Consider the following 25,525-nt stretch of genomic DNA (forward strand, 5'->3'; position numbering starts at 1 on the left):
GTGGTCAATCCTCTAGGATTTTTATTTCAACCTTTCTGAAATCTATAGGCTGTCCTTCACTCTGAAGTGCGATGAATCCTTTTTTTAGCGGAGTACCATCAATTTTTATTTTCTCATCATAGCCATTGGCCACACCACCCCCAATTTGTGGTTTAGTGTATTCCAACACTTTTTTGCCATTGATCATATGTGTGACCAAAGAATCTCCATGTACGATAAGTTCAGCACGAACCCATTCGTCGACAGGGTAGGTTTCACTGGTGGATTCAATGCAGTGCCGTGGGTCTACTTGGCCCTCAAATACTACATCCGTTCCCGGAGAGCACATGTTTCCGGTAGGTCTGGGTACACCTTCGGTAATGCCAGCAAGTAATTGTAGCTCTACCGAAATAGGCCAATCTTGTTCTTTTGGCATGGTACGCGGGTCTTGGGAGTGAAACATAATTCCACTGTTCAACAAGGTATACTCTGGAGCCGTATCATACCAACCATCCACAAATCGATACTCAACTGCAAGATGATAGCTGGAAAAGGGTTCATCATAGTACAAATGACCATAACGATCGTTGAAATCACCTTCATATTCATCGTATCGTACTTTTAAAATACCGTCTTCTACCCTGAATGTATTGCCAAAATTATCTTCAACTTCATAATGATGGATTTTTACCGTCCAATTATCAAGATTCTTTCCGTTGAACAACTGAACCCAGCCAGAGTTGTTGGCTATATCCCTTTTGGTGGTAAAACTGTACAAAAGGCAGCATAGTGTGACGGAGATGGCGATGAATGCAATTAGTTTGTTGTATTTTTTCATGGTCCTGGATTATTTGGCGAACAGCTGTCCCATATCCTTGAAAGCTTTGAATTCCAATGCATTTCCCGCTGGGTCCAAAAAGAACATGGTAGCTTGTTCCCCAGGCTCTCCCTTGAAACGGATGTAGGGTTCGATGACAAAATCAACTCCCTTTTCAATCAGTTCTTTGGAAAATGTTTGAAAGGTTTCCCATGGCAGCACCACACCATAATGGGGTACGGGTACATTTTTTCCATCAACTGGATTGGTGTGGGTTTCCTCTTCGGATTTTGGCTTGTAATGAATCACGAATTGGTGCCCAAAAAAGTCAAAGTCTACCCATTGTTCAGCACTTCTCCCTTCTTTACAACCGAGTACATCCCGATAAAAGGTACGGCATTCATCTAAATTATGGACGGGAACGGCAACATGGAACGGGGTTGTTTTTTGCATGGTTTATTTTTTCTGAAAATTAGGACAACTTTATCAAGCTTCCAAAAATGAGACGATTTGATCATTTACATCGTCTTGGTGCATGGAGTGTCCAAGCCCTTCTGTGCTTACCAATTTGCTGTCTTTCCAGTTTTTGTTGACCGCCACAGAAGCATGGTATGGCGTGATTTTATCATGCTTATCATGAAAGAGCAATCCCTTCTTGCTGATGGATTGTGCAAATTTGGAGGTTGAAAACTCATCAATCTTGAAGCCAAACCGATCATACACATAGTCATCCAGATGCTTCATGACCCGATTATTGAACTTCAATAAATCTTGAAAGTGCTCCATGATCTCATAAAATTCAGATGGAGAACCAATGGTAACCATTTTATCAACCGTATCATTTGGATTTTTGTATTGGTTGTAAAGAATGGTCATTCCTCCGACTGAATGTCCGATAAGGTGTTTCGGATTGTACTTTTTTACCATATGGTTCACTGCCTCCTCATATAACGGAACATATAAATGCTTTCCTGAAGAATAGCCATGCGAAGGTGCATCGAAAGCAATGATGTTGAAATCGGCCTCCCGAAGTTTTTTGATAAGATTGCGCCACCTAAAGGTGTTGCTTTCCCAACCATGGACAAGCAATACCGTTTCTTTGTTGCCTGGCCAGTGGTATGATTGTATGGTGTGTCCCGCCACTTCTTCCGTGGCTAGCTTAAAATCATCCAAATAGGCAGCTTGTTCAGGTTTGATTCTCCCTTTTCGCACAGTACAAAATACATGAAAAGCATCATCCGCCACTTTTTTGGGGGCAATGAGGCTGTAAGCATTGAAATACTGTCCGTAGGCCAGCGGAATTATTTTGTTGAGCAATTTTTTCATTGGGGAATGTACTTAAGATTATTCCCAGCCCAGCATCAAATATTTGATCTTGGCATCATCTGGAATTTGAACCGCTTCGATATCCGAAGTTGAAAAACGCAAATTTTCAGGAAGCTCCTCCTTGTCAATCGTGAAATAAACATCGCTTCCCTTTGGGAAAATAACTATGCTGTTCAAAGTGGTTACGATTTTTTTAATATCGTATTTAGCCTGAATATCCTTAAAAGTACTTTTCAGTCCCACCCCTTTTTCAGTGACATATCTAGGATCCATAATCCTTATGTTTTGGATGGTGGGGATACTATCGGAATTCGCTGTGAGCATTAAAAGATGATTGCCGCCTTTTTCAAAAACATCAATTTTTTTAGGCGAAATGCCTAAATTGATTTGCGCAGTGTCCCCCACAACGGAATCCTGGGCAAAAGTGGATTGCACTTCTTTGACCAATGTAGATTTGGTCAACGGTCCAACGCTGGTTTCGGTAATCAAAAACTTGGTGTCCTTTTGGCAAGAATGAATCAATACCATTCCTAGAACTAGGGCAATAAGGCTGTTTGTCTTTTTCATATAATATCTATCGAATCACTTTTTTCAATACACCCAAAACGCCTCTTATGAATGTGGCGCTCGTTAAAACTTTGACCACGGGGTTCATTCGGGTACTCCTTCGGCTCGATGACCGTCGACTTGTTGATTTTTTTTCTTCTTTTTCTTTCTCGGCCTCTTTTTCGGCCTTTTCTATTTTCTCCGTTAGGATTTCGTATGCGCTTTCGCGGTCTATTTCCTCATTGTATTTTTTGATCAGTTTGGAATTGTCCAATACGTCCTTGATCTCGGAGTCGCTCAAAATATCCATGCGGCTCATAGGAGCTCTCATCATGGTGGCGGCCAGAGGGGTCGGGCGCCCTTTTTCATCCAATGCGGACACCAATGCCTCTCCCGTTCCCAATGAAGTCAATACCTCTGCGGTATCGTAATAATCGGAAATAGGATAGTTCTGTGCCGTTAATTTGATGGCTTTTCTATCCTTTGCGGTAAAGGCACGTAGCGCATGCTGAATTTTCAACCCCAATTGCGCCAGTACATCATCGGGCACATCGGTAGGGTTCTGGGTCACAAAATATAGCCCAATACCTTTGGAGCGTATCAGCTTTACGATACTTTCAATTTGATCCAAAAGTGCCTTGCTGGCATTGTCAAAAATCAAATGGGCCTCATCAATAAAAAGAACCAGTTCCGGGCGTTCGCTATCGCCTTGTTCAGGGAAAGTGGAATAGATTTCCGCCAATAGGCTCAACATAAATGTTGAGAATAACTTTGGACGATCTTGGATGTCCGTCAAGCGGATGATGTTCACATATCCACGTCCTTTTTCATCAATCCGGACCAAATCGTCCACATCAAAGGATTTTTCCCCAAAGAAAAGATCGGCCCCTTGCTGTTCCAATTCAATGATTTTCCTCAAAATGGTTCCTGTGGAACTCGTGGAAATCCGCCCGTATGCTTTCTGGAACTCGTCCTTTCCTTCGCCAGTGGCATATTGCAAAACCTTTTTGAAATCATTTAAATCCAGCAAAGGCAACTTGTTGTCGTCACAATATTTAAAGACTACTGCGACGATACCTTCTTGGGTAACGCTCAGGTCCAAGATTCTGGATAATAGGACAGGGCCGAATTCGGAGACCGTGGCCCGTAAACGAACCCCGTTCTGTTCCGATAAGGACATAATTTCCACTGGAAATCCTTTGGCCTCAAAAGGGAGGCCTATTTTTTCTTGGCGCTCATCGATTTTGGGATGACCAGGGCTGGGCTGGGCAATACCGCTCAGGTCCCCCTTGAGGTCCATGAGCAAAACGGGAATTCCCTTATCGGATAGGTTTTCCGCCAAAACCTGAAGGGTCTTGGTCTTACCTGTACCCGTGGCGCCTGCGATAAGCCCGTGGCGGTTCATTGTTTTCAGGGGAATCTTAATATAGGCATTGGTCATGGTTTCGCCATCCAGCATTCCAGCACCTACGGTAATGTAATCGCCTTTCATGGCGTAGCCTTGCTCTATATGTTCAAAGAATTCTTCTTTGTTGCCCATCCTGTTCAATTTGCGATAAAAATAGGGTAATTTTAGGCAAAACTAAAAACCAGATTATGAAACCTTTCCAGTATGTGTTGTTCTTTATTTTAATGATTGGGACAATGACCACATCCCAAGCCCAAGAAAGTACGGATGTTATTTTCCATAAATCGCACGAGCCCAAAAAGCAAAGTGCTCCATATAGTGATGCCGTACAAGCGGGCAACATGTATTTTTTGGCGGGGCAAATGGGAATGGACCATACCACCCGCACCGTAGTTGATGGAGGTATTCAAAAGGAAACGGAACAGGCCATTGAAAATATTAAAGCTGTGTTGGCCCAACACGGCATGACTTTGGACAATGTGGTGAAATGCACCGTGATCTTGGCCGATATTGAGGATTTTGCAGCTTTCAACGAAATCTATGCCCAATATTTTACCAAAAAACCTGCCCGAACCACTTTTGCAGCCAAGGCGGTTCCTGCTAATGGAAATATCGAGATTGACGTTATTGCGATAAAATAGGGATATCATACTGACTTGTCGAAGATATGGGGCAATGGACTTGAATAATTGGAAGCATCAATCTGTTTCTTCATCTTCAAACCTTACGGATTTATGGGAATGCAATACAGATATTTTTTCGGGTTGTTTGCTGTCGAAAAAAGAAGGCTATACATTTTTGCGGTATGCTTCTTTTTGTTGATTCCAGGCATGGTTCATTCACAGACCAATATAGCCCCAGAGGTATCTGCGGTCGGAGATCAGATGTATTGTCCGCAAACGTCAATTCCCATTGCCACTTCCTTTAACATCATAGACCCCGACGATACGGAAATCGATGCTTTTTACATCCAAATTTCCACGGGCTATCAGCGAGGGTCGGATATTTTGCGTTTGGAGAAAAGTCATCCCAATGTTGCCACAAGTTGGAATGACCAAGAGGGCAAACTAACTCTTACAGGGCCCTCTGGTAGTGCAGTGGCCTATTCGGATTTGATCGCTGCTGTAAACGATGTGGTGTTCGAGAGCTCATCAACATCACCTACGGAAGAAAAATATTTTTCATTCACGATTGGTAGCGCCAATTATTTGCCGGAAACAGGTCACTACTATGAATATATTCCTGATTTGGGCATACGATGGGATGATGCTGTGGTCGCTGCCGAGAACAGCAGCTTTTTTGGGCTCCAAGGGTATTTGGCCACCATAACCTCTGATGCTGAGGCCCAACTCACAGGGGAGCAGGCTTCGGGAACGGGTTGGATTGGAGGCACAGATGAAGCGACAGAGGGGCAATGGAGATGGGTGACAGGTCCTGAGGCGGGTACGGTTTTTTGGAATGGTGCCGGCAATGGAAGTACACCGAACTTTGCTTTTTGGAACACCAACGAACCCAATGATTTGAATGGTGAAGACTATGCCCATATCACAGCTCCAAGTTTGGGGATAACGGGATCATGGAACGATTTGCCCATAACAGGTGGCGATGGAATATATGAGCCTCAAGGCTACATTGTTGAATATGGTGGAATGCCTGGAGATCCTACTTTGACTCTTTCTGCCAGCACCAAAATCACTACGCCTAAAATATCAGATGTTGTATCAGGGACTGTTTGCGGACCGGGAACAGTGACTTTGCAAGCCGCATCAACTATAGGGGATGTTCTTTGGTTCGATTCGGAAACAGGGGGAAGTCCAATTGGTTCAGGAGACACATTTCAAACACCATGGTTGGTGTCAAATACTACATTTTACGCTTTGGCCTCATACAATGGCTGCCTATCGGGCGAAAGAGTGGCTGTGGAAGCAGAAGTAAAGTTGAAACCGGTAATCAACGAAGGTTTCACGATTACCAATTGTGATTCCGATGGTACGCTTGATGGTTTTACGGATTTTGACTTGACATCATATTTATATTTGATCCGAGCGGATTATGTGAATCTGGACATTACTTTTTATTTGTCCGAAAGTGATGCGGAAAACAGTATCAATCCGTTGCCTGATACGCTTTTCAACAACAGTGTCGCAAGTGAACTTTATTTTAGGGCTGAAGGGTCAGGGATTTACTGTTATTCAGTAGGTAATTTGTTTTTGGATGTAAGCACGACTTCGCTGCCATCCAATTACCAATACGAGCAACAAACCTGTGATCAGGGTGCTGCGGATGGAATAGCTGCATTTGATTTGGGAGAAGCAACGAATGCCATCCTTGCAGAGTTTCCCAATAATCAAAATTTGTCCGTGTCCTTTTATCAAAATGAAGATGATGCTTACTTCAATCGCAATGCGATTATGGACACCGACAATTATAGCAACTCAATACCTTTTACTGAAACACTTTTTGTTAGGGTGGAAGACGAAGCATCTGGAACTTGCTATGGAGTAGGACCCCACTTAAAATTGGAAGTGTATCCCATTCCTTCTTTTGATATAGGAGAGGACTATATGTATTGTACCGGACAAAGTGTTTTGGTAAGCCCGTCGGCTGCGAATGGGAACCATCAATATGAATGGTTTGATGAAACCGGTCAGTCCATAGGAACTGATGCCACCATCAGAATTTCACAGCAAGGTTCGTATACTGTTGTGGCCACTTCGGAGTATGGTTGTGTTTCCGAACCTCGATTATTTCGGGTAGACGAATCGGGACCTCCCGAGTTGCTGCCGCAGTTTGTGCAAGTGGAAGATGATGGGGAAAGCGGAACCATCACAGTGATGCATCAAAATGGGGAATTGGGTCTTGGCAATTATGTCTTTTCCTTGGACGACTCCTTGAATATGCAGGAAGAAGCAGTTTTCACGAATGTGGCCCCTGGTCTACATACGCTGTATGCCATGGACAGGAATGGTTGTGGAATCGATAGGATCAGTGTAGGTGTCATTGGTGTCTCCAAATTCTTCACTCCGAATAATGACGGTATCAACGATGAGGTCAAGGTTTTAGGGGTTACAGAAGAGTTTTACGAACAGGGTGTTTTTTACATTTTTGATCGTTACGGAAAATTGCTTGCACAACGGGACCCAATGAAAGGAGGATGGAACGGTATTTTCAATGGTAAAATATTGCCTCCCACCGACTATTGGTATGTTCTGGAACTGGTTGATATCCATGGAGAGGTCCATCAAAAAAAGGGACACTTTACCCTAAAGCAATAATCGAGAAGTTGCACGGTAATGCAATTTCTTCGCACTATCTTTGCACCATGGTAGAAGAAAACGTGATGGATTTGGTGGAAAAGGGCTTGATGCTGCCTCTGATGGAAGAATTTTATACCATTCAAGGGGAAGGCTATCACAAGGGTACGGCCGCTTATTTTATAAGGGTCGGCGGATGTGATGTAGGCTGCCATTGGTGTGATGTGAAGGAAAGCTGGAATGCCGAAACGCATCCGCCTACCAAGATAGATCGTATTATTGCCAATGCTGAAAAGTACTCGGACACCATTGTGATTACGGGAGGAGAACCACTTACTTGGGATATGGGGCCACTCACTGAAGGTCTCAAGGCCAAGGGTATGACCATTCATATTGAAACTTCGGGCGCTTATCCGTTGACGGGTGTCTGGGATTGGATATGCCTATCGCCCAAAAAGAACAAGCTTCCCGTGGACGATATTTATGAGAAGGCCCACGAACTCAAGGTAATCGTGTACAACAAGCATGACTTTGTTTTCGCTGAGGAACAAGCTGCTAAAGTGAATGATGATTGCATTCTCTACCTACAGCCGGAATGGAGTGTTCGCGACAAAATGATGCCGCAAATCGTGGAATATGTGATGAAACATCCCAAATGGAAGGTTTCCCTACAAACGCATAAGTATTTGAATATTCCTTAAATCTTAGGAATCAACGTCCACCATATTTTCGAAGGTCCAAAAGACATTCAGGTCCAATGTTAGGTATGGACTCTAGTCCTTTGGAGGCATTTTTTTCCATTTGCTTCAGTAAAGATCCTCCAAATTCAAGCTCAGAACGCATCAAGCAACCATCCACATTGCAATGGTTTGTTCCTTCTTCCTCATTATTTTCATTAATGATTGTCTCTTCATGTTCTGGGTGAACTGCCTGAGTTGAAAGGTTCACCAAACCAAACAAATGACCAAATTCATGCAATAAAGTGGCTGTTTCCACCTCTTCGGTACTAACGGTGCTGTTTTGGGTCAACTCTTTTATAGTCTGTTCATAAATTACCATGGAAGTGTTGCGATAAACAGCTCCCAAGGTAACAAGGTTCTCACCTTCTTCATCACTTTCCGAAGGTGCGTCGGCAAAATAGATGTGGATGGCCAAGGTGCTACCGTCATTATATTCGTCCCTATTCTCACTTTCCAATTCGACCACCTCATCCAGGGTCAAAGCTTCTTCATTCGGAGATGAAAGTGCCGTGTAGTTGAATTCAATGGTTTCTTTATGGGTGCGTGCCAATAAAAATTCTTCAAAATTGGCTATGGCACCAGCAGTAGGAGCAAATCCCGTGACATAATCAATCTCGATCAAAAGTTTGTCATACGTATCGTTGGACAATATATCCCTTGCCGATGCACCCGTGGATAATAAGTTTCCAGCTTTTAGGTTTGTATTGGAATCCGGGGAAGAGATATCCGAATCCTTGGAACAGCTTAGCAGTAATCCAAAACTGAGAAGCGTGTAAAGCGCAATTTTTTTCATAATAAGTGAGTGTCTACTAAAAACGTTCCATATTGGAATCTATTATTTTTTTAACGTTAGCCTGGCCAAATAGTCGTAATGTTCCCCAGAAATTACAAGTTCACAGTTGAAACCATTGGATTCACAAGCATTTTGTAACGTATTGATATCTACGTAAACCCAATCAAAAGGTTTGCTTTTATGTCCTTTATATTCCATTTCAAAAGTTACTTCGCCATAATAAGTCCCATCATCAGGAATCCAATAGCCACCATCTTCATCTTGTTCAAACATGTAAACAATATCACTGGAATCCAATAAAACCTGACCATTGGGCAGCAATAATGAGGCCAAATGCTGTAAAAACCGACTTAAATTTTTCAGTTTGCCCGCTAACCCAATGCCGTTCATCAATAATAGCAGCGTGTCATATCTTTCTTCTGAGTAATCCAGAATATTGCTCAATACGGTGGATTCCACCCCTCTTTCCTTGCAGACAGCGATACATCCTTCGGAATTGTCCAAGGCCGTCACTTTATAACCCTTGTTCTGAAGGTAAAGCGCATGGCTTCCTGCTCCAGCACCAATATCAAGGATTTTTCCACGAGCCCTTTGCAAGGCTTTTTGCTCTACTAATGGCATCTCGTCAAAGGTTCGAAACAGATAGGGAACGGGAATCACATCTTCTTCATCTAAAGATGAATAGGTTTTTATGTCCTCTGTATGTTCCCCTTTTTGATAATCGTCTAGGGCCATTCCAAAAACATCTGCCATAGCTTCGGTTTGTTTCTGCAAAGGTGGGACTTTAATTGTTTGAAAAGGTTTAAAATGGATAAGTTTGTGCTCTATGGACGAAATACTCAAGGATTTACCACAAAAGGCCAGGGAGAAACATTCCGAGAACAAAAAGTTCTTCGCCAAGCTCAAAAAACGTCCGCCGAAGGACCTTGACTATACCATGCAGGAACTCCACGAGGCCGAGTTTGAGCGGACGGATTGCCTAACTTGTGCCAATTGTTGCAAAACCACGGGTCCGTTGTTCACCAATGCCGATGTTGAGCGAATAGCCAAGCATTTTAGGATGAAGCCTTCCCAATTTATTGATGAGTTTTTGAGGGTCGATGAAGAGAACGATTATGTGCTGCAAACTGTTCCCTGTACCTTTTTGGGAGCTGATAATTACTGCTCCATTTATGATGTTCGTCCCAAGGCATGTCGCGAGTTTCCCCATACGGATAGAAAAAAGTTCCAGCAGATTGCGAACCTTACCATGAAAAATGTAGCTATTTGTCCTGCAGCTTTTAACATTGTTGAAGAAATGAAAAAAGCCATCAAATTTTAATGATTTGCTATATTTGAAGGAATGGAACAGTTGATTTCATATTTCGAGACCATACCTTCCTGGCACCGAAGCTTGATTTTGGTCGGGGGAATCACTTTTTTCTGGATTTTGGAAGGAATTGTGCCCCTTTTCAATGTGCCCTATAAAAAATGGCGGCATTCCGTTCCCAATTTCTTTTTTACGCTGACCACCATTATCGTGAATTTTCCGCTTGCTTTTTTATTGTTGAAATCTTCGGATTGGGCAGTGGGAAATCAATTTGGGATTATTAATTGGTTGCCCGAAATGCCTTTGTGGCTCTACGTTGTTCTCGGTGTGATGCTCTTGGATTTGATTGGTGCCTATGCGGCACATTGGGTGGAACACAAGGTAAAACCGTTGTGGATGGTTCATCTCGTGCACCATTCCGATCATAACGTGGACACGACCACAGCGAATCGTCATCATCCTTTGGAAAGTTTGATCAGATATGCATTCACTTTGGCGGGGGTTTTACTTGTTGGGGCGCCCATAGGTGTCATTATGCTGTACCAAAGTCTGTCCGTGGTGTTTTCACAATTCAATCACGCTAATATTCGCTTGCCCAAAAAAGTGGACAATGCCATCAGTTGGTTCATTGTAAGTCCCGATATGCACAAAGTGCATCATCATTACCAATTGCCCTATACGGATTCCAACTACGGCAATATTTTCTCCATTTGGGACCGATTGTTCGGCACGTATATGTCCATGGACCCCAAGGATATCGTATACGGAGTGGACACCTTTCCCGATGAAAAAGAGAATAGTAGTATCAAGGGATTGTTAAAACAACCTTTCCATAAATATCGGAGACCTACGACAAAGGGGTAAGGGGCATCCGAAATGGGATGCCAGGCGTTTGTGTAAGTACTGGTTCAAGTTCAAGAATGAAAGTATTCGTGCCATTTGTGAAATTCGTGTCAAATGTTGGCCAACCGTCATTCCGAACTTATTTCGGAATCTCATTAATGTGAGATCCTGAAACGAGTTCAGAGTGACTTAAGAATGTTTCGTTTTGTGTTCATAGAAATTCGTATCAAAATCTTTTGCCCTTTACTATTGACTCGATGTTGAATCTTTCAAACATCCAACAGTCGGAACTATCTAAAAAATCAATCATAGATTAGATACTTCGCCCTAATTTTTTTAAAGTCTTTCAGATCATCTTGCCAAGTAGCCTTGATTTCTTCGTTGGATAACCCTTCCTCAATCTGTTTTTGAAGGAGCGGAGTGCCCGCATGTTTGGTAAAACCACTCGTTAAAAAGAATTTGGACTTGTCCAAGGTGTTGTTGTAAGCATCAATGATCCATTCCATGGTCACCTCGTCCATTCTTGGTGTTTTGGATAAATCCTTGCCGTAACAGGTTTTACCCTCCTCCTTTGGGTATTTGGAACCAAAGTTGGGCTCGGGCACATAACTGAAATCATAGGCTGTACTGTCCATAAACGATGCCCCGTAGCGTTGAAATTGGAATTCTGTGCCTCGACCTGCATTTACATTGGTGCCCTCAAATAATCCTAAACTTGGATATAATGTAATGGAGGTGTCATTGGGCAAATTGGGCGAGGGCCGAATGGGCAAGTGATATTCGGACTCGTGGGTATAGTTTTCCAGTTCAATAACGGTCAAATCAGCTTTTTTGCCATTTTCGAGCCAGCTTTCGCCATTCAGCATTTGGGCGTATTCGCCCATCGTCATTCCGTATACCAAAGGAATCGTGTTCATTCCCAAATAGCTGGTATGTTCTTGCATCATGGTTGGACCATCCACATAATGTCCATTGGGATTGGGCCTGTCCAAAACTATAATAGGAACATCATTTTCCGCACAGGCTTCCATGACCAATTGTAGGGAAGCAATAAAGGTATAGAACCGCACTCCTACATCTTGAATGTCAAAAACGATGACATCCAATTCGCTTAATTGCTCTTGGGAGGGTTTCCTGTTTTTACCGTAAAGCGAGATAATGGGCAAGCCTGTTTGGGTATCCACACCGTCTTTTACGTGTTCCCCTGCATCTGCCGTACCTCGAAACCCATGTTCGGGAGCAAAAACTTGTTTGACATCAACCCCTGAGGACAGCAAAGAATCCACCAAATGGGTGTGTCCCTTTTCTTTAAAAATCACACTGGTTGGATTCGCTACGATACCCACCGTTTTTCCTTCAAGAAGGGGTAGGTAAACTTCCGTTCGGTTCGCAGCCACTTTTATGGGAGCAGACGCTTCGCTAGTTGTTTCTGAAGCGGAAATGGTTTCTTTTTGTTGTCCCTTGCATGCGGAAAACACCAAAAACAACAATAAAACTGTACTTTTGAATCTAGATAAAATGGGCATTCGTTGAATTTAGAATTATTTATTGCCAAACGCCTTGTTACAGGGAAGGAACATAAAATTAGTATTTCCGCCCCGATAATAAAAATTGCCATTGCCGCTATTGCCATCGGTGTGGTAATGATGCTCATTGCCATTGCTACGGGTGTTGGGCTTAAAAACAAGATACGCGAGAAGGTCGCCGCCTTTAATGGCCATATCCAAATTTCCAGTTTCGATAATAACAACTCCGAGGTTTCCCTGATGCCGATTTCCATTGATCAGGATTTTTATCCCGAATTTCAGGATGTGCAAGGTGTAAGGCATGTGCAAGGGGTGGCCACCAAAGGTGGAATTATCCGAACTGCGGATACATTTGAGGGGATGTTGGCCAAGGGAGTGGGCACCGATTACGATTGGAGCACTTTTGAGGAATATCTGGTCGATGGCAGGATACCGGATTATAACGGAGATCTAAATGAAGAGGTGCTCATATCCAGTTTAATGGCCAATAGATTGCAGTTGAAAGTTGGCGATAGTTTCTTTTCCTTTTTCCTTCGGGATGGCGATGCGTCCAAACCACCGAACAATAGAAGGTTCGAAATAGTCGGTGTTTACGATAGTGGTTTTGAGGAATTTGATGAAACCTATGTGTTCGTGGATATCCGCCATATTCAATTGATGAACCGATGGGAAGAAAATCAAATTGGAAACTTTGAGGTGTTCATTGAAGATTTTGACCAGCTTGATGAAAAGAGCAACGAGATTTATGGAAAGACCATATCAAGTCTGGATACACAAAACATCAAAAGCAAATACTTCCGCATTTTTGAGTGGATCGGTCTTTTTGATTTTAATATCGCCTTAATCATAGGTATTATGATCATTGTTGGTGGTATCAATATGATAACAGCTTTGCTGGTCCTTATTTTGGAGCGTACCCAGATGATCGGAATTTTGAAAGCGTTGGGTTCAGCCAATTGGAGTATCCGAAAAGTATTTTTATACAATGCCGCTTATTTGATTGCCATCGGACTTTTTTGGGGTAACTTGATTGGTTTGGGAGTCATTTTTCTTCAGGATAAGTACCGAATGTTCAAGTTTCCGAACCCAGAGGAATATTATATAGACTACATTCCAGTACATATGGATGTGCCTACCATTTTATTGTTGAATGTAGGTGTGATGCTACTTTGTTTGTTGATGCTTTTGATTCCATCGTACATCATCACAAAAATTACACCGGTAAAGGCCATCCAGTTTGAATGATCAACATAAAAATTTAAAGAAGTATGGTTCAGCTCAAGAATAACAATAGCATAGTAAAGATTGATGCGGGAGAGCTGGTGGGTTACCAGGTCAACGGACATGAATTCATCCACCAAAAAGGAAGTCCGGGATGGGGCAGTGCCGATACCGAAATGTTTCCCATCATCGGGCCGGTCAATGAGGCTGATTTTCGGGTAAAGACACCCAAAGGCGATGCGATTCAAGATCAGCATGGACTTTTGCGCCAAATGGACTACGAACTGGAGCATCAAACGGATACTTCAGCCGTTTTTGCCAAGGAATACCAATCCGGAACCGAGGTTTCCAATTCAAAATTCCCTGAAAAGTCCACGGAAGAAGCCTTGTCGTGGCCTTATGATTTTAGATTTGAAAAATCCTTTTTATTGACGGATGATAGTCTTGAAGTCCACTTCAAGGTTTCTGGAGAAGAAGATATGCCTTTTATGTTGGGGTATCATCCAGCTTTTAAACTGCACTCAAAATCTCCAATAATCTTGGCCCAAGGCAAGGAGATTTCATTGGATGAGGTTTTGGCCGTTGGGAGCCGAGCTTTGCAAGTCGAGGATTGTACGTCCATCATACTAAAGGACGAGAAGGAAATTACCATTGCAACCGAAGGTTTTGGCAATTTCATGTGCTGGACAGAGGTCAGGAACATGGTTTGTATTGAGCCCATCTCTTTTTATCCCTATGCCGTGGAACAGGTGAATTTGCATCAAGGATTTCAAAAATTGAAGGATGCAGCCCAATTTAAGGTCATACTAAACCCGAAAGCATAGTTTTTAAGAAGTCAGCACTTGACTCTTGCTGTGCTTTAAAAAATATTGGGTAAGAATACTTTCGGTTTCCACAGTGTGTTTCTGAGGGGTAATGAATGCCTCAACATCTTCAAGGGAAGATATTTCAGTGTCCGTATCTATAAAGCCAAAGCCTTTGTAAATACCATCAGCTATTAAAACCACGGCACTTTCATTTTCGACCCTGCCTTTTTCTTTGATGATCCTGACTTCGGACGACAAGATTTTCATGTGATCAATAGCTTCCTCGACCTTTTGGTTGTAATCCTCCGCAAGCTCCTCTCCTCTACAGATTCCTTCGCAGGTATTGATTTCATGATGGGAGCAGGCGGCCGTTGTTTGCTGTAGATGGCAATATTTGGGACAAAGTGAAAAACGTTTGCACACTTCTTCCAAATAGGCTCGGGATTCGGTTTGATTGTGGAACACCTTTAAAGGATTTGGAATGCCCTTGATAGTATTGTAGGCCAAGTGAATGATTCCATTGCGGTCTTCGTAGGCGATAATGGCATATTGTTTACCTGTTCTTTTTTGGGCACGATTGTATGGTGGGAACAACTTTTTAATTTCTGCGGATTCCATCAACAGGGCGACCAATTCACTGCCCGCCAGTTTGAAGTCAATATTCACTGTTTCGCCACACATTTGGATTTCCTTGCGACTCTTATCGTAAAAGTGTCCCAGTACCCTTTTTTTAAGGTTGATGGCCTTTCCCACATAAATTATTTCCCCTTTTTGATTCATAAAATAATAGATGCCCGGTTTTTGTGGGATCTTATCAAAAACAGCTTTGGGCAAATGGGGCGGAAGGGTGGCTTCTTGACTACGGGCATTCAAAAACTTTTTGAAAACTTCTTCCGATTCAGGTTTTTCCAAGAGCTTTTCAAACAGAAGGACGGTAGCATGGGCATCTCCACGGGCGCGGTGGCGGTCAACTAAAGGGATTTCCACTGCGGAACACAATTTCCCCAAGCTGTAGGAACGAAGTCCGGGTATCAATTTACGGGATAGCCGTACCGTACAGAGTTTTTTACGGGTAAAGTCCACACCGATTTGTCGAAACTCTTCTTTGATGACACCATAATCGAAATTAACGGAGTGGGCCACAAAAACGCAGCCCTCGGTAATATTCAGGATGTTTTGGGCAATCTCTTGAAAGGTGGGGGCATCTTGCACCATTTGATCATCGATCCCCGTAAGTCCGGTTATAAAATAAGGAATAGGGCTTTTCGGATTGACCAAGGTGGTGAACTCCTCCACAATCTGTGCACCATCATATTTGAAAATGGAAATCTCGGTAATCTTATTGCCTTTGATTCCGTTTCCAGTGGTCTCTATGTCTATAACTGTATACAATCAATTTTACTTGAAACATTAAAGTTAATGTTTTATGGAATTTCATCTGCAACCCACAAACTTTTGGAGCTGTCTTTTTGGGTCAAAAAATGAAGACTTTTTACCTAATTAATAAATAACTGTTTTATAACTATAAGTGTTGAAATTATACTTGTTATTCTCGAATTGATAGGATTAAATCCGTTATAAAGGGAAAATCACTGCTGATTGGTCAATATAGTATCAAAACAGGGTAATATTTCCAAAAAACTTAGTACTCAGAAGATTACATTTACAAGTGTAAATTTAACGCTTCTTAATTTTTAAATCAAATTTAAGACCTATGGAGTATAAGTTTTATGAAAGCAATTAACTAAACAAACTAAAGATGTATTATGAAATTGGCTAGCTTTTTATTCAAAAAATGTTTGGGAAAAAAACAGCTCTTGTTTTCCGTATTTTGCCTTTTGGTTGGACAAGTTGGATTCTCCCAACAAACAATTACCGGTAGCGTAACGGACGAGCAGGGTGTTCCCATTGCTGGTGCTGCCGTACTGGAAAAAAACACCACTAACGGTACTGCGACCGACTTTGATGGTAATTACGAGATCAGCACTTCACAATCCGATGCGGTACTCGTATTTTCCTATTTGGGCTTTTTGACCCAAGAGATTCCGGTTCAGGGGAATACTACGATTGATGTAGTATTGAAAGAAGATTTACAACAATTGTCCGAAGTGGTTGTGATCGGTTACGGTACCCAAAAACGAGCGGACGTGACCAGTTCCGTGGCAACCGTAAAATCCGAAGACTTTGTGCAAGGTAACGTAAAGGATGCGGCGCAACTTATCCAAGGTAAGGTTGCCGGTCTTTCCGTTTCGGCCCCTTCGGGCGACCCCACGGAGGGAACGCAGATTAACTTAAGGGGATTTTCTTCCTTAACGGGTGGGTCCAACCCCTTGGTTTTGGTCGATGGGGTTCCTGGTAGTTTAAATACCGTTGCGCCGGAAGACATCGAATCCATCGATGTACTGAAAGATGGTTCGGCAACTGCAATATATGGTACACGTGGTACTAACGGGGTTATCATCATTACCACAAAAAAGGGTAGTGCTGATATGAAACCGACGATTGAATACAATGGATATGCATCGCTTTCCACGATTGCGGATAGATTGAATTTTCTGGACGCTGGAGAATTAAGACAAAAATTCAATGAAGGGTATACCTTTAATGGAGCCAATATCCAAGATTTTGGAGCCGATACCGATTGGGTGGACCAGATTACCCGTGATGCATATAGTCAGGTGCACAATCTTATTTTCAGGGCGGGAAACTCAACTTCCAATATGACAGCGTCCTTGAACTACAGGGATATTGAGGGGATTTTTCTAAAATCCGATAATAAAAAACATACCGCCAGGGTAAGTGTGAACCATGCCATGTTCGATAACCGGTTGAAAGCAAATGTGGGTGTGATCTTGAGCGAACAAACCTTCAATGCTCTGGGAGATGGGGTAAGCTTTAACCCATACATATACAGGCAGGCGCTAATAAGAAACCCTACGGAACCTGTATACAACGAAGATGGAACTTGGTACGAGAGAGATGTGTATTTCTATGACAACCCAATGGCCTATATACAGGAAACCATTGGTCAGAACAGGTACAGAAATACAAGATTCGATTTTTCCTTGAGTTATGACTTTGGTGATCATGTTACGGTAAAAGGATTGTACACGCGTAAGGGAAATTCCAATATCAGAGGTTTTTATCAGACAAAGAATCACGTTTCCACTACCAAAAATGGCCAAGAAGGCTTTGCTTCAAGAGGCACCAATGACTATGTTGGAAACTATGGGCAGTTTACCGTGGATTACGACAATAGCTTTGGGAAACACAAGGTAACAGGTCTGGTGGGATATAATTACGAGGACAATACCACCGAAGGTTTTTGGGCAACCAACCGTCGTTTTCCAACCGATGGTTTTACCTATAATAATCTAGGCAGTGGCCAAGGGCTCCAATTAGGGGAAGCTGGAATGGGCAGTGATAAGTATTCCGATAAACTGATAGCATTTTTCTCCCGGGTAACCTACAACTACGACGATCGTTATCTCTTGATGGCAAGTATGCGTCGGGAAGGTTCTTCAAGATTTGGGGAAGACAATAAATGGGGTAATTTTCCAGGTGTTTCTTTGGGTTGGCGTGTGGACCAAGAATCTTTCGCGGATGACTGGGATTGGCTATCCAACCTTAAGTTCAGGACAGGATTTGGTATCACTGGAATCAATGCTGGAGCCAATTATCAAGCATTGAGTGGACTGACATATGGGGATTATTTTTTGAACAATGGACAATGGGTAAGGGAATTGGTCCCATCTCGTAATGCAAACCCAAACCTACGTTGGGAGAAAAAAGAAGAATTTAACCTAGGATTGGATTTTGGGGTGCTCGATGGGCGCATCAACGGTTCGGTGGATTACTATAATAGGACGACAAAGGATGCACTGCTCAATTACAGTGTGCCGACACCACCCTATTTCTATGGTGAGATAGCTGCGAACGTAGCTCAGATTAAAAATACCGGTCTGGAATTTTTGTTGAATGTCACTCCTTTTCAAACGGATGACTTTGAGTGGACTGCAAACCTGACCTATTCAACGAATACAAACGAAGTGGTCTCGTTGTCCAATGGCGAATTCCAATTGACCAACGACTTTTTTGATGAAGGGTATACAGGGGAGCCCATACAGATCAGCACGCACCGTATACAGGAGGGACAGCCCATTGGTAATTTTTATGGATTGAAAAGTGTGGATATTACCGATGATGGCATCTGGATAATAGAAAGACCGGATGGATCCCGTGTTCCCGCCACAGAGGCCACGAACGACGATAGACAGGTGTTGGGCAACGGGTTGCCAAAAGCTTACTATAGCTGGAACAACACGGTTAAGTATAAGAATTGGGACCTTATGGTAAACCTGAGAGGAGCTTTGGATTATCAGATATTGAACTTCTCGAGAATGTTCTACGAAAACCCAACAATCAGCTATAATACCTTGGATTCCGCTTACGATATGGTTTATGGCAAAGCAGTGTTGCAGGATGTGCAGCGATTTGTAAGCTATTATGTGGAAGATGGGGATTTTCTTAAGATAGACAATATTACATTGGGGTATACATTGCCCAAGGATGCTATCAAGTTTGCCCAGAGTTTCCGCATCTACGCATCAGGTTTGAACTTGGCTACCATAACAGGGTATAAGGGTATCGATCCGGAAGTGAATAGAAACCGGACTCCTAACGATGGAATCGTTCCAGGTAATGACGATAGGGACAAATACCCTTCAATTAGAACATTTACACTGGGTATCAACTTTACATTCTAAAAAAAAGATTATGAAAAATATATTGAACAAAGTGATTTCACTTAGACCAAAAATTTTAACGATCGTAGCAGGTTTATTGCTCTTGCCCATAGCTTGCACGGATTTGGAAGAGGAAGTGTTCTCTGAAGTGACAGAATCCTCCTTTACACCCTCGGAATCGGATATCATTTCCGTAATGGCATCCGCTTACACACCCATGCGGTTTGTAATGGGATGGCAAGGATATTTTGATGTGCAGGAAGAACCCGGAGATATGTTCGTGACACCTACAAGACCTAACGGATGGGATGATGGAGGTACATATAAAAGAATGCACTTTCATGAATGGACAGAGACCCAATGGCAACCAAGAAACACATGGATTACCTGTTTCAATGGAATCAATAGTGCCAATAGGGTGATTCTACAAGTTGAGTCGGGAGAATTACCGGTAAGCGATGAGCAAGCATCTGCTATCATTGCAGAAATGAGGGCCTTGAGGGCATTGTATTATTCCATGTTGGTGGACACCCATGGCAACGTGCCCATTATAGCAAGCTATAGTGATGAACTTCCGGTCCAGAGCCCACGTGCCGAAGTGTACAACTTTATCGTTTCTGAGCTTACAGCGGTTATACCCAACCTTACCGAGGTCGTAGATCAATCAACCTATGGTCGCATGACCAAGTGGGCGGCCTACCATGTTTTGGCCCGGGTGTACCTAAATGCTGAAGTTTATACGGGAACCGCTCAATGGGACAAGGTTATTGAAGCATGTGATGAGATTATCGGCAGTGGGGCATTTGAATTGTCCTCCAATTATTCAGATATCTTCAGTACGGAGAACCAAGGAAATCCAGAAATGGTGTTCGCGATCCCTTACGATCAAATATTTGCTGGAGATTGGAGCGCCCATATGAAAATGCTTTTGCCAGATCATCGATTGGTTTTTGATATGCAGGCTCAACCATGGGGAGGGTCTAGCTGTAACCCACAATTTATAGATAGTTATGACCCCAATGATAAGCGTTTGTCCGATACCTGGTTGATGGGAGATCAATTGAACGCTTCCGATGGCAGTGTGGTAATGACCTTGAGAAAGGAAATGCCAAGTATATACGATTGTGATTTTACAGATGGCTTTAGATGTGGTAAGTATGAAATAGAATCAGGGGCCACAGGAGGACTGAGCGTTGACTTTCCGTTCTTGAGATATACGGATGTATTGATGATGAAAGCCGAAGCGCTTCTTAGGACCAATAATAGTGATGATGCTGCGACCATAGTGACACAAATCCGTATGCGTTCCTTTGAAAACCCAGCAGAAGCAACTGTTACGGGTGCTGAGCTTGAAGGCGATACAACGGTGGAATACGGAACATTGGCCGAAGACGGCACCATTGATGATCCAGGGGACCAATCTTCAGTGCCCTATGGGCGCTTTTTGGACGAACTGGGATGGGAGTTTGCAGCAGAGGCAAGAAGAAGGTCTGATATGATTCGATTCGGTGTGTACCAGACCAAAAGTTGGTACAACCACACTCCACAAGGCGAGTATACAACACTGTTTCCCATAGGTTTGGAGGAACTCAATACCAATACCAACCTAAGTCAGAACCCTGGTTATTAGATTAAATAGATAGTAAATCAAATTATTGTAATTGTTTGAGTTTGTTGTTTAGTGCATAATAAGCGGATGGGAAACCCCATCCGCTTTTTTTATGGGTGTAAATCTTAGAACTGTGATTTGAACTGCGTTGGGGAGCATCCTTTCAATGCTTTGAATTTCCTGTTGAAGTTGGCAATATTGTTAAAGCCACATTGATCGGAAATCATGGAAATGGCCAATTCCGGATTGTTCAAAATGAGCTTGCATGCATTTTCAATCCGTATTTCTATGAGAAACTGGAAGAAAGTCTTGTTTGTCCGTTTTTTAAAATAGCGGCAAAAAGCATTTTTGCTCATATTGGCCACATTGGCTATTTCATCCAAGCTAATGGGTTCATGGTACCGATCCATGGCATATTTAAAAACATCGTTCATTCGTTTACCCTCATCATCCGAAAAGGACTTGCGGTATACAAAGGAGGATAAAGGAGTGGTTTTTGATTGCGTAATATGGCTTATAATGAACAAAAGAGTCGCTATCTGCTCAATACTGTTCTGTGTTTTTAATTTATTGAACTCTTCAATGATGATTTCCGTATTGGAAACGACCCGCATCCCAAGTTCGGATTTTTTAAAGAAATCTTTTGTGTTGGAAAGGTCGGAAATGCTGAAGAATTCCTTGCCAAAGGAGTTAATGTCAAAAAAAAGGGTGTGCATCAGTGATTTCGGGGCAAAAGAAACATCACTCTTAAATGCATGCGGTACATACCCCCCTATAACCAAGATGTCCCCCTCTTTATAATCACTAATGGAATCGCCTACGATAAGGGAGCCAGAGCCTTTTGCAATATAACTGATCTGGATTTCCGCATGTTGGTGCAATTGATCATAAAAGACACGCTCGTTGTCCACTTGGTAGACCAGGGCCTCATCTTCAGGTTTCGGTATTTTGAACGGTAGTACTTTCACTTTTTTATACGAATATCATCATAAAAAGCACCTGAATCAATATTTGGGGTAATATAGTACCACTATTCGTTAATAATGAAGCTTAACCTTGATATTGTGTGGTCTATTTTTGTATTCAAAATATATAGCATTATGATACATTGGGAAGGGGTTATGCCCGCTGTAACCACTAAATTCACAAGCGAGGACGAATTGGACCTTGCCATGTTTGAAACGAATATCAAGGCGCAATTGGATGCCGGTGTACAAGGGATCATCCTTGGGGGAACCCTGGGTGAGGCCAGTACACTTACCAAACAGGAAAAGGAAACCCTGATAAAAACCTCATTGACCATAGTCAAAGGTCAAGTTCCTGTTATCATCAACATTGCGGAACAAAGCACCAAGGAAGCCATAGAAGTGGCACAGCACGCTGAAAAGATAGGCGCACAAGGGCTAATGGTATTGCCTCCAATGCGCTATAAGGCGACCGACCATGAAACAGTTGTGTACTTTAAGGCAATTGCAAACAATACATCGCTGCCCATTATGATCTACAACAACCCTGTGGATTATAAAATTGAGGTAACTTTGGATATGATGGAGGAGCTGTCCGAATGCAGTAACATCCAAGCCGTAAAGGAATCCACAAGGGATATTACCAATGTAATCCGTTTGAAGAACCGTTTCGGAGATAGGTTCAAAGTCTTCACGGGAGTGGATACTTTGGGTCTTGAAAGCCTAGTGATCGGAGCAGATGGTTGGGTTGCAGGTCTGGTATGTGCATATCCAGCGGAAACTGTGGCCATCTATGAATTGGTCAAAGCAGGAAAATTAGAGGAGGCATTGGCCATATATAAGTGGTTTATGCCATTGCTTGAGTTGGATATAAGTCCACAATTGGTGCAGAACATCAAATTGGCCGAAGTGGCCACGGGAATCGGAACAGAATATGTCAGGGCCCCAAGATTGCCCTTGCAAGGAAAAGAAAGGGAGCGAGTGCTCAAGGTTATTGAAGAAGCCATGAAAAACAGACCAGAGCTCCCAGATTATAAAAACCTAAAAAGTGTAGTATGATTACAGGTAAAAACTGTATCGCAGGAGATTTTAGCGCAAAGGGAAGCATTGAGTTCAAAACAATGGATCCCAAATTGAACATTGAGAACCCAACGACTTTTGTGGAAGTCACAAAAGAGGAAATTGAGGAAGCGGTCTCATCGGCATGGGATGCCTTTAAGGCCTATCGTAAAGTGTCCGGTAAGCAAAGGGCAACTTTTCTAAATGCCATTGCAGATGAGATTCAGGCATTGGACCAAGAACTGATAGATACCTATACCACGGAGTCAGGCCTTCCCGAAGGAAGGGCCATTGGTGAGCGTGGGCGAACCATGAACCAATTGCGCTCCTTTGCCCAACTGGTGGAAACCGAGGATTGGAGAGGGAACACCTTTGATGCGGCCCAACCGGATAGAAAACCGTTGCCCAAGGATGATTTGAGAAAAACAATGATTCCATTGGGGCCAGTAGCTGTTTTTGGAGCGAGCAATTTTCCCTTGGCCTATTCCACGGCCGGAGGTGATACCGCCAGTGCTTTGGCCGCAGGTTGCCCTGTGATCGTGAAATCCCACCCCATGCATGCAGGTACATCAGAATTGGTGGCATCGGCAATAGTAAAGGCCGCTGAAAAAACAGGTATGCCCAAAGGAGTGTTTTCCAGTATCAATGGAGGGGTCCAGGCAGGAGTGGATTTGGTAAGTCACCCCAAAGTGAAAGCAGTCGGGTTTACCGGTAGCATCACTGGAGGAAGGGCATTGTTCGACATCGCCTCAAAAAGGGAAGAACCCATCCCGGTATTTGCGGAAATGGGAAGTATCAACCCTGTGATCATTACTCCGGATGCCATATCCAAAAGAGGAAAGGATATTGCCAAGACCTATGCGGGATCCATTACTTTGGGAACGGGACAATTTTGTACCAATCCAGGTCTTTTGCTTACGGTAAAGAACGAAAACACCCAAGATTTCATAAATGAACTGGCGAAAGAGACCATAGCATTGGATCCACAGTGCATGCTACACCCCAATATCAAGAGCGGCTACGATAAAAATGAAGCCGATGTGACTTCCCAATCTGGAGTGCAAGTTGTGGGTAAGGTGGATGAAGAGTTGGAGCCCAATTATGCTGCCTCAGTTGTCGCAACGGTTTCAGGGAGTGAGTTTTTGGCCAATCCAAAATTGCATCAAGAAGTTTTTGGTCCATTTTCATTAGTGGTACAATGCAAGGATGATGCAGAACTCCTTCAGATCATTGAAGGTTTGGAAGGGCAGTTGACCGGTACCCTTATCGCGGAAGAAAATGGTACCTTAGATTTGATGGAGTTGGTGGATGCTTTGCAGAATAGAGTCGGTAGAATCATTTATAATGGTGTTCCCACAGGTGTTGAAGTATGTCCGTCCATGCAGCATGGAGGTCCCTACCCGGCATCTACGGATTCCAGGTTCACTGCAGTTGGTGTGCATGCCATTAAAAGGTGGGTCAGGCCGATCAGTTACCAATCCTTTCCGCAGACCCTGTTACCAGAATACCTCAAGGGATAGGAAACAGAACAATGATTTAAGAATAAGATGGTTTTTTAAAGAGCGCTGCTAGTGGCAAGAAAAACTTTTTTTTGTGTTGATGCACATACCTGTGGCAACCCGGTTCGCGTAGTGGCAGGTGGAGGTCCCAACTTGATCGGGGCGAACATGAGTGAAAAAAGACAGCATTTTCTCAAGGATTTTGACTGGATCAGAAAAGGATTGATGTTCGAGCCCCGTGGACACGATATGATGAGCGGGAGCATTTTGCTTCCGCCACATAATCCGGATAATGATTTTGCGATACTTTTCATAGAAACTTCCGGATGCCTGCCCATGTGCGGACATGGAACCATCGGGACCATAACCGTAGCAATAGAGGAGGGGCTGATAGTTCCCAAAGTACCGGGGAGCATTAGAATGGAAGCTCCTGCTGGCTTGGTGGAAATTGAATACCGCCAATCGGGCAAAAAAGTGGATTGGGTAAAACTGGTCAATGTAAAATCGTATTTAGCAGCAGAAAATTTGACCGTGGAGTGTCCGGAACTGGGCCAGATAACCTTTGATGTGTCCTACGGTGGAAACTACTATGCGATTGTGGACCCCCAGGAAAACTTTAAGGGCGTACATGATTTTACGGCGGGTCAAATCATACATTATTCCCAAGTGGTACGAAAGCGTATCAATGAAAAGTATCCTGATATGTTTGTGCATCCAGAAGACAGTACCATAAGGGATGTGAGCCATATGCTTTGGACGGGAGACCCTTTGGACCCGACATCTTCGGGAAGAAATGCCGTTTTTTATGGGGATAAGGCCATAGATCGCTCTCCTTGCGGTACGGGGACCTCGGCTCGTATGGCACAGCTATATGCCAAAGGAAAGTTGGTCGCAAACGAAAATTACATTCATGAAAGTTTCATAGGGAGTAAGTTCATAGGTAGGATAGAACTGGAGACCACCTTGGCGGGTAAAAAAGCCATTGTGCCCAGTATACAGGGATGGGCACAAGTAACAGGCTATAACAATATCATTATAGATGACGATGATCCATATGCCCATGGGTTCCAGGTACTGTAA

Annotated in this window: 22 protein-coding genes; 12 read left to right on the forward strand and 10 right to left on the reverse strand. The window is 43.1% G+C overall.

Features of this window, described 5'->3' with window-relative positions; all coding sequences use genetic code 11:
• Positions 1 to 4: 4 nt before the first annotated feature.
• The 5 genes from EO132_RS15510 to EO132_RS15530 are packed head-to-tail and all read right to left on the reverse strand — an operon-like array spanning position 5 to position 4,208.
• Positions 5 to 817, reverse strand: a complete 813-nt coding sequence (locus EO132_RS15510; RefSeq protein ID WP_127138725.1) for a 3-keto-disaccharide hydrolase — start codon at positions 815 to 817, stop codon at positions 5 to 7.
• Positions 818 to 826: 9 nt separating this feature from the next.
• A complete protein-coding gene (locus tag EO132_RS15515; protein WP_127138726.1) occupies positions 827 to 1,249 on the reverse strand; it encodes a VOC family protein in 423 nt (140 codons plus the stop codon).
• 33 nt (positions 1,250 to 1,282) lie between these two features.
• Positions 1,283 to 2,122: an alpha/beta hydrolase gene (locus EO132_RS15520; RefSeq protein WP_127138727.1), complete on the reverse strand. Its 840-nt coding sequence runs from the start codon at positions 2,120 to 2,122 to the stop codon at positions 1,283 to 1,285.
• Between the two features lie 18 nt (positions 2,123 to 2,140).
• Positions 2,141 to 2,689, reverse strand: a complete 549-nt coding sequence (locus tag EO132_RS15525; RefSeq protein WP_127138728.1) for a hypothetical protein — start codon at positions 2,687 to 2,689, stop codon at positions 2,141 to 2,143.
• A gap of 7 nt (positions 2,690 to 2,696) precedes the next feature.
• Positions 2,697 to 4,208 carry a helicase HerA-like domain-containing protein gene (locus tag EO132_RS15530; RefSeq protein WP_127138729.1) on the reverse strand — a complete coding sequence of 504 codons (1,512 nt, stop codon included), beginning with the start codon at positions 4,206 to 4,208 and terminating at the stop codon, positions 2,697 to 2,699.
• A gap of 56 nt (positions 4,209 to 4,264) precedes the next feature.
• On the opposite strand from EO132_RS15530, the gene EO132_RS15535 reads away from it, so the two are divergent.
• The 3 genes from EO132_RS15535 (at position 4,265) to EO132_RS15545 (ending at position 8,031) form a co-directional block, all read left to right on the forward strand.
• Positions 4,265 to 4,717, forward strand: a complete 453-nt coding sequence (locus tag EO132_RS15535) for a Rid family detoxifying hydrolase (protein ID WP_127138730.1) — start codon at positions 4,265 to 4,267, stop codon at positions 4,715 to 4,717.
• Positions 4,718 to 4,906: 189 nt separating this feature from the next.
• Positions 4,907 to 7,351 (forward strand): T9SS type B sorting domain-containing protein, encoded by a 2,445-nt coding sequence (locus EO132_RS15540; protein ID WP_164732361.1) that lies wholly within the window; start codon positions 4,907 to 4,909, stop codon positions 7,349 to 7,351.
• 47 nt (positions 7,352 to 7,398) lie between these two features.
• Positions 7,399 to 8,031, forward strand: a complete 633-nt coding sequence (locus EO132_RS15545; protein ID WP_127138732.1) for a 7-carboxy-7-deazaguanine synthase QueE — start codon at positions 7,399 to 7,401, stop codon at positions 8,029 to 8,031.
• A 10-nt stretch (positions 8,032 to 8,041) separates the two neighbouring features.
• Here the strand turns inward: EO132_RS15545 and EO132_RS15550 are convergent, their stop codons facing one another.
• Together EO132_RS15550 and EO132_RS15555 are read right to left on the reverse strand one after the other, a co-directional pair.
• Entirely contained in the window at positions 8,042 to 8,863 is an 822-nt protein-coding gene (locus tag EO132_RS15550) for a hypothetical protein (RefSeq protein WP_127138733.1), read from the reverse strand.
• A gap of 42 nt (positions 8,864 to 8,905) precedes the next feature.
• Positions 8,906 to 9,616, reverse strand: a complete 711-nt coding sequence (locus tag EO132_RS15555) for a class I SAM-dependent methyltransferase (RefSeq protein WP_127138734.1) — start codon at positions 9,614 to 9,616, stop codon at positions 8,906 to 8,908.
• Positions 9,617 to 9,689: 73 nt separating this feature from the next.
• Here EO132_RS15555 and EO132_RS15560 point away from each other — a divergent pair, with 73 nt between their 5' ends.
• On the forward strand, positions 9,690 to 10,184 hold the full coding sequence (locus tag EO132_RS15560; RefSeq protein WP_127138735.1) for a YkgJ family cysteine cluster protein: 495 nt from the start codon (positions 9,690 to 9,692) through the stop codon (positions 10,182 to 10,184).
• Positions 10,185 to 10,205: 21 nt separating this feature from the next.
• Positions 10,206 to 11,036, forward strand: a complete 831-nt coding sequence (locus EO132_RS15565; protein WP_127138736.1) for a sterol desaturase family protein — start codon at positions 10,206 to 10,208, stop codon at positions 11,034 to 11,036.
• 281 nt (positions 11,037 to 11,317) lie between these two features.
• Here EO132_RS15565 and EO132_RS15570 read toward each other — a convergent pair whose 3' ends face one another.
• Positions 11,318 to 12,541, reverse strand: a complete 1,224-nt coding sequence (locus EO132_RS15570; protein ID WP_127138737.1) for an exo-beta-N-acetylmuramidase NamZ family protein — start codon at positions 12,539 to 12,541, stop codon at positions 11,318 to 11,320.
• 3 nt (positions 12,542 to 12,544) lie between these two features.
• Between EO132_RS15570 and EO132_RS15575 the strand changes: the two genes are divergently transcribed.
• Together EO132_RS15575 and EO132_RS15580 are read left to right on the forward strand one after the other, a co-directional pair.
• Positions 12,545 to 13,786: an ABC transporter permease gene (locus EO132_RS15575; RefSeq protein WP_127138738.1), complete on the forward strand. Its 1,242-nt coding sequence runs from the start codon at positions 12,545 to 12,547 to the stop codon at positions 13,784 to 13,786.
• Positions 13,787 to 13,809: 23 nt separating this feature from the next.
• Entirely contained in the window at positions 13,810 to 14,586 is a 777-nt protein-coding gene (locus tag EO132_RS15580) for an aldose epimerase family protein (protein WP_127138739.1), read from the forward strand.
• A 3-nt stretch (positions 14,587 to 14,589) separates the two neighbouring features.
• On the opposite strand, the gene EO132_RS15585 is transcribed toward EO132_RS15580, so the two are convergent.
• Positions 14,590 to 15,960 (reverse strand): exonuclease domain-containing protein, encoded by a 1,371-nt coding sequence (locus tag EO132_RS15585; protein ID WP_127138740.1) that lies wholly within the window; start codon positions 15,958 to 15,960, stop codon positions 14,590 to 14,592.
• A 374-nt stretch (positions 15,961 to 16,334) separates the two neighbouring features.
• Between EO132_RS15585 and EO132_RS15590 the strand changes: the two genes are divergently transcribed.
• Together EO132_RS15590 and EO132_RS15595 are read left to right on the forward strand one after the other, a co-directional pair.
• The gene (locus EO132_RS15590) at positions 16,335 to 19,334 is read left to right on the forward strand and encodes a SusC/RagA family TonB-linked outer membrane protein (protein ID WP_127138741.1); all 3,000 of its coding nucleotides are present in this window, start codon (positions 16,335 to 16,337) and stop codon (positions 19,332 to 19,334) included.
• 10 nt (positions 19,335 to 19,344) lie between these two features.
• The gene (locus EO132_RS15595) at positions 19,345 to 20,943 is read left to right on the forward strand and encodes a RagB/SusD family nutrient uptake outer membrane protein (RefSeq protein WP_127138742.1); all 1,599 of its coding nucleotides are present in this window, start codon (positions 19,345 to 19,347) and stop codon (positions 20,941 to 20,943) included.
• Positions 20,944 to 21,047: 104 nt separating this feature from the next.
• On the opposite strand, the gene EO132_RS15600 is transcribed toward EO132_RS15595, so the two are convergent.
• A complete protein-coding gene (locus tag EO132_RS15600) occupies positions 21,048 to 21,890 on the reverse strand; it encodes an AraC family transcriptional regulator (protein WP_127138743.1) in 843 nt (280 codons plus the stop codon).
• 132 nt (positions 21,891 to 22,022) lie between these two features.
• Here EO132_RS15600 and EO132_RS15605 point away from each other — a divergent pair, with 132 nt between their 5' ends.
• From EO132_RS15605 to EO132_RS15615, 3 genes are read left to right on the forward strand one after another with little or no spacing between them, the layout of a single operon-like run.
• The gene (locus tag EO132_RS15605) at positions 22,023 to 22,946 is read left to right on the forward strand and encodes a dihydrodipicolinate synthase family protein (RefSeq protein WP_127138744.1); all 924 of its coding nucleotides are present in this window, start codon (positions 22,023 to 22,025) and stop codon (positions 22,944 to 22,946) included.
• Positions 22,943 to 24,466, forward strand: a complete 1,524-nt coding sequence (locus tag EO132_RS15610; RefSeq protein WP_127138745.1) for an aldehyde dehydrogenase (NADP(+)) — start codon at positions 22,943 to 22,945, stop codon at positions 24,464 to 24,466. The genes EO132_RS15605 and EO132_RS15610 overlap by 4 nt, the downstream gene beginning before the upstream one ends.
• Before the next feature lie 51 nt (positions 24,467 to 24,517).
• Positions 24,518 to 25,525, forward strand: a complete 1,008-nt coding sequence (locus tag EO132_RS15615; RefSeq protein ID WP_127138746.1) for a 4-hydroxyproline epimerase — start codon at positions 24,518 to 24,520, stop codon at positions 25,523 to 25,525.

It is taken from the genome of Flagellimonas oceanensis, from assembly GCF_003992595.1.
Classification (GTDB): domain Bacteria; phylum Bacteroidota; class Bacteroidia; order Flavobacteriales; family Flavobacteriaceae; genus Flagellimonas; species Flagellimonas oceanensis.

Bases quoted from the DNA above. Each gene is read 5' to 3' on its own strand.
- EO132_RS15540 (WP_164732361.1), top strand. From the start codon at position 4,907: ATGGTTCATTCACAGACCAATATAGCCCCAGAGGTATCTGCGGTCGGA.
- EO132_RS15580 (WP_127138739.1), top strand. From the start codon at position 13,810: ATGGTTCAGCTCAAGAATAACAATAGCATAGTAAAGATTGATGCGGGA.
- EO132_RS15590 (WP_127138741.1), top strand. From the start codon at position 16,335: ATGAAATTGGCTAGCTTTTTATTCAAAAAATGTTTGGGAAAAAAACAG.
- EO132_RS15525 (WP_127138728.1), bottom strand. From the start codon at position 2,689: ATGAAAAAGACAAACAGCCTTATTGCCCTAGTTCTAGGAATGGTATTG.
- EO132_RS15530 (WP_127138729.1), bottom strand. From the start codon at position 4,208: ATGGGCAACAAAGAAGAATTCTTTGAACATATAGAGCAAGGCTACGCC.
- EO132_RS15510 (WP_127138725.1), bottom strand. From the start codon at position 817: ATGAAAAAATACAACAAACTAATTGCATTCATCGCCATCTCCGTCACA.
- EO132_RS15595 (WP_127138742.1), top strand. From the start codon at position 19,345: ATGAAAAATATATTGAACAAAGTGATTTCACTTAGACCAAAAATTTTA.
- EO132_RS15545 (WP_127138732.1), top strand. From the start codon at position 7,399: ATGGTAGAAGAAAACGTGATGGATTTGGTGGAAAAGGGCTTGATGCTG.
- EO132_RS15515 (WP_127138726.1), bottom strand. From the start codon at position 1,249: ATGCAAAAAACAACCCCGTTCCATGTTGCCGTTCCCGTCCATAATTTA.
- EO132_RS15550 (WP_127138733.1), bottom strand. From the start codon at position 8,863: ATGAAAAAAATTGCGCTTTACACGCTTCTCAGTTTTGGATTACTGCTA.
- EO132_RS15560 (WP_127138735.1), top strand. From the start codon at position 9,690: ATGGACGAAATACTCAAGGATTTACCACAAAAGGCCAGGGAGAAACAT.
- EO132_RS15565 (WP_127138736.1), top strand. From the start codon at position 10,206: ATGGAACAGTTGATTTCATATTTCGAGACCATACCTTCCTGGCACCGA.
- EO132_RS15555 (WP_127138734.1), bottom strand. From the start codon at position 9,616: ATGGCAGATGTTTTTGGAATGGCCCTAGACGATTATCAAAAAGGGGAA.
- EO132_RS15570 (WP_127138737.1), bottom strand. From the start codon at position 12,541: ATGCCCATTTTATCTAGATTCAAAAGTACAGTTTTATTGTTGTTTTTG.
- EO132_RS15535 (WP_127138730.1), top strand. From the start codon at position 4,265: ATGAAACCTTTCCAGTATGTGTTGTTCTTTATTTTAATGATTGGGACA.
- EO132_RS15610 (WP_127138745.1), top strand. From the start codon at position 22,943: ATGATTACAGGTAAAAACTGTATCGCAGGAGATTTTAGCGCAAAGGGA.
- EO132_RS15520 (WP_127138727.1), bottom strand. From the start codon at position 2,122: ATGAAAAAATTGCTCAACAAAATAATTCCGCTGGCCTACGGACAGTAT.
- EO132_RS15605 (WP_127138744.1), top strand. From the start codon at position 22,023: ATGATACATTGGGAAGGGGTTATGCCCGCTGTAACCACTAAATTCACA.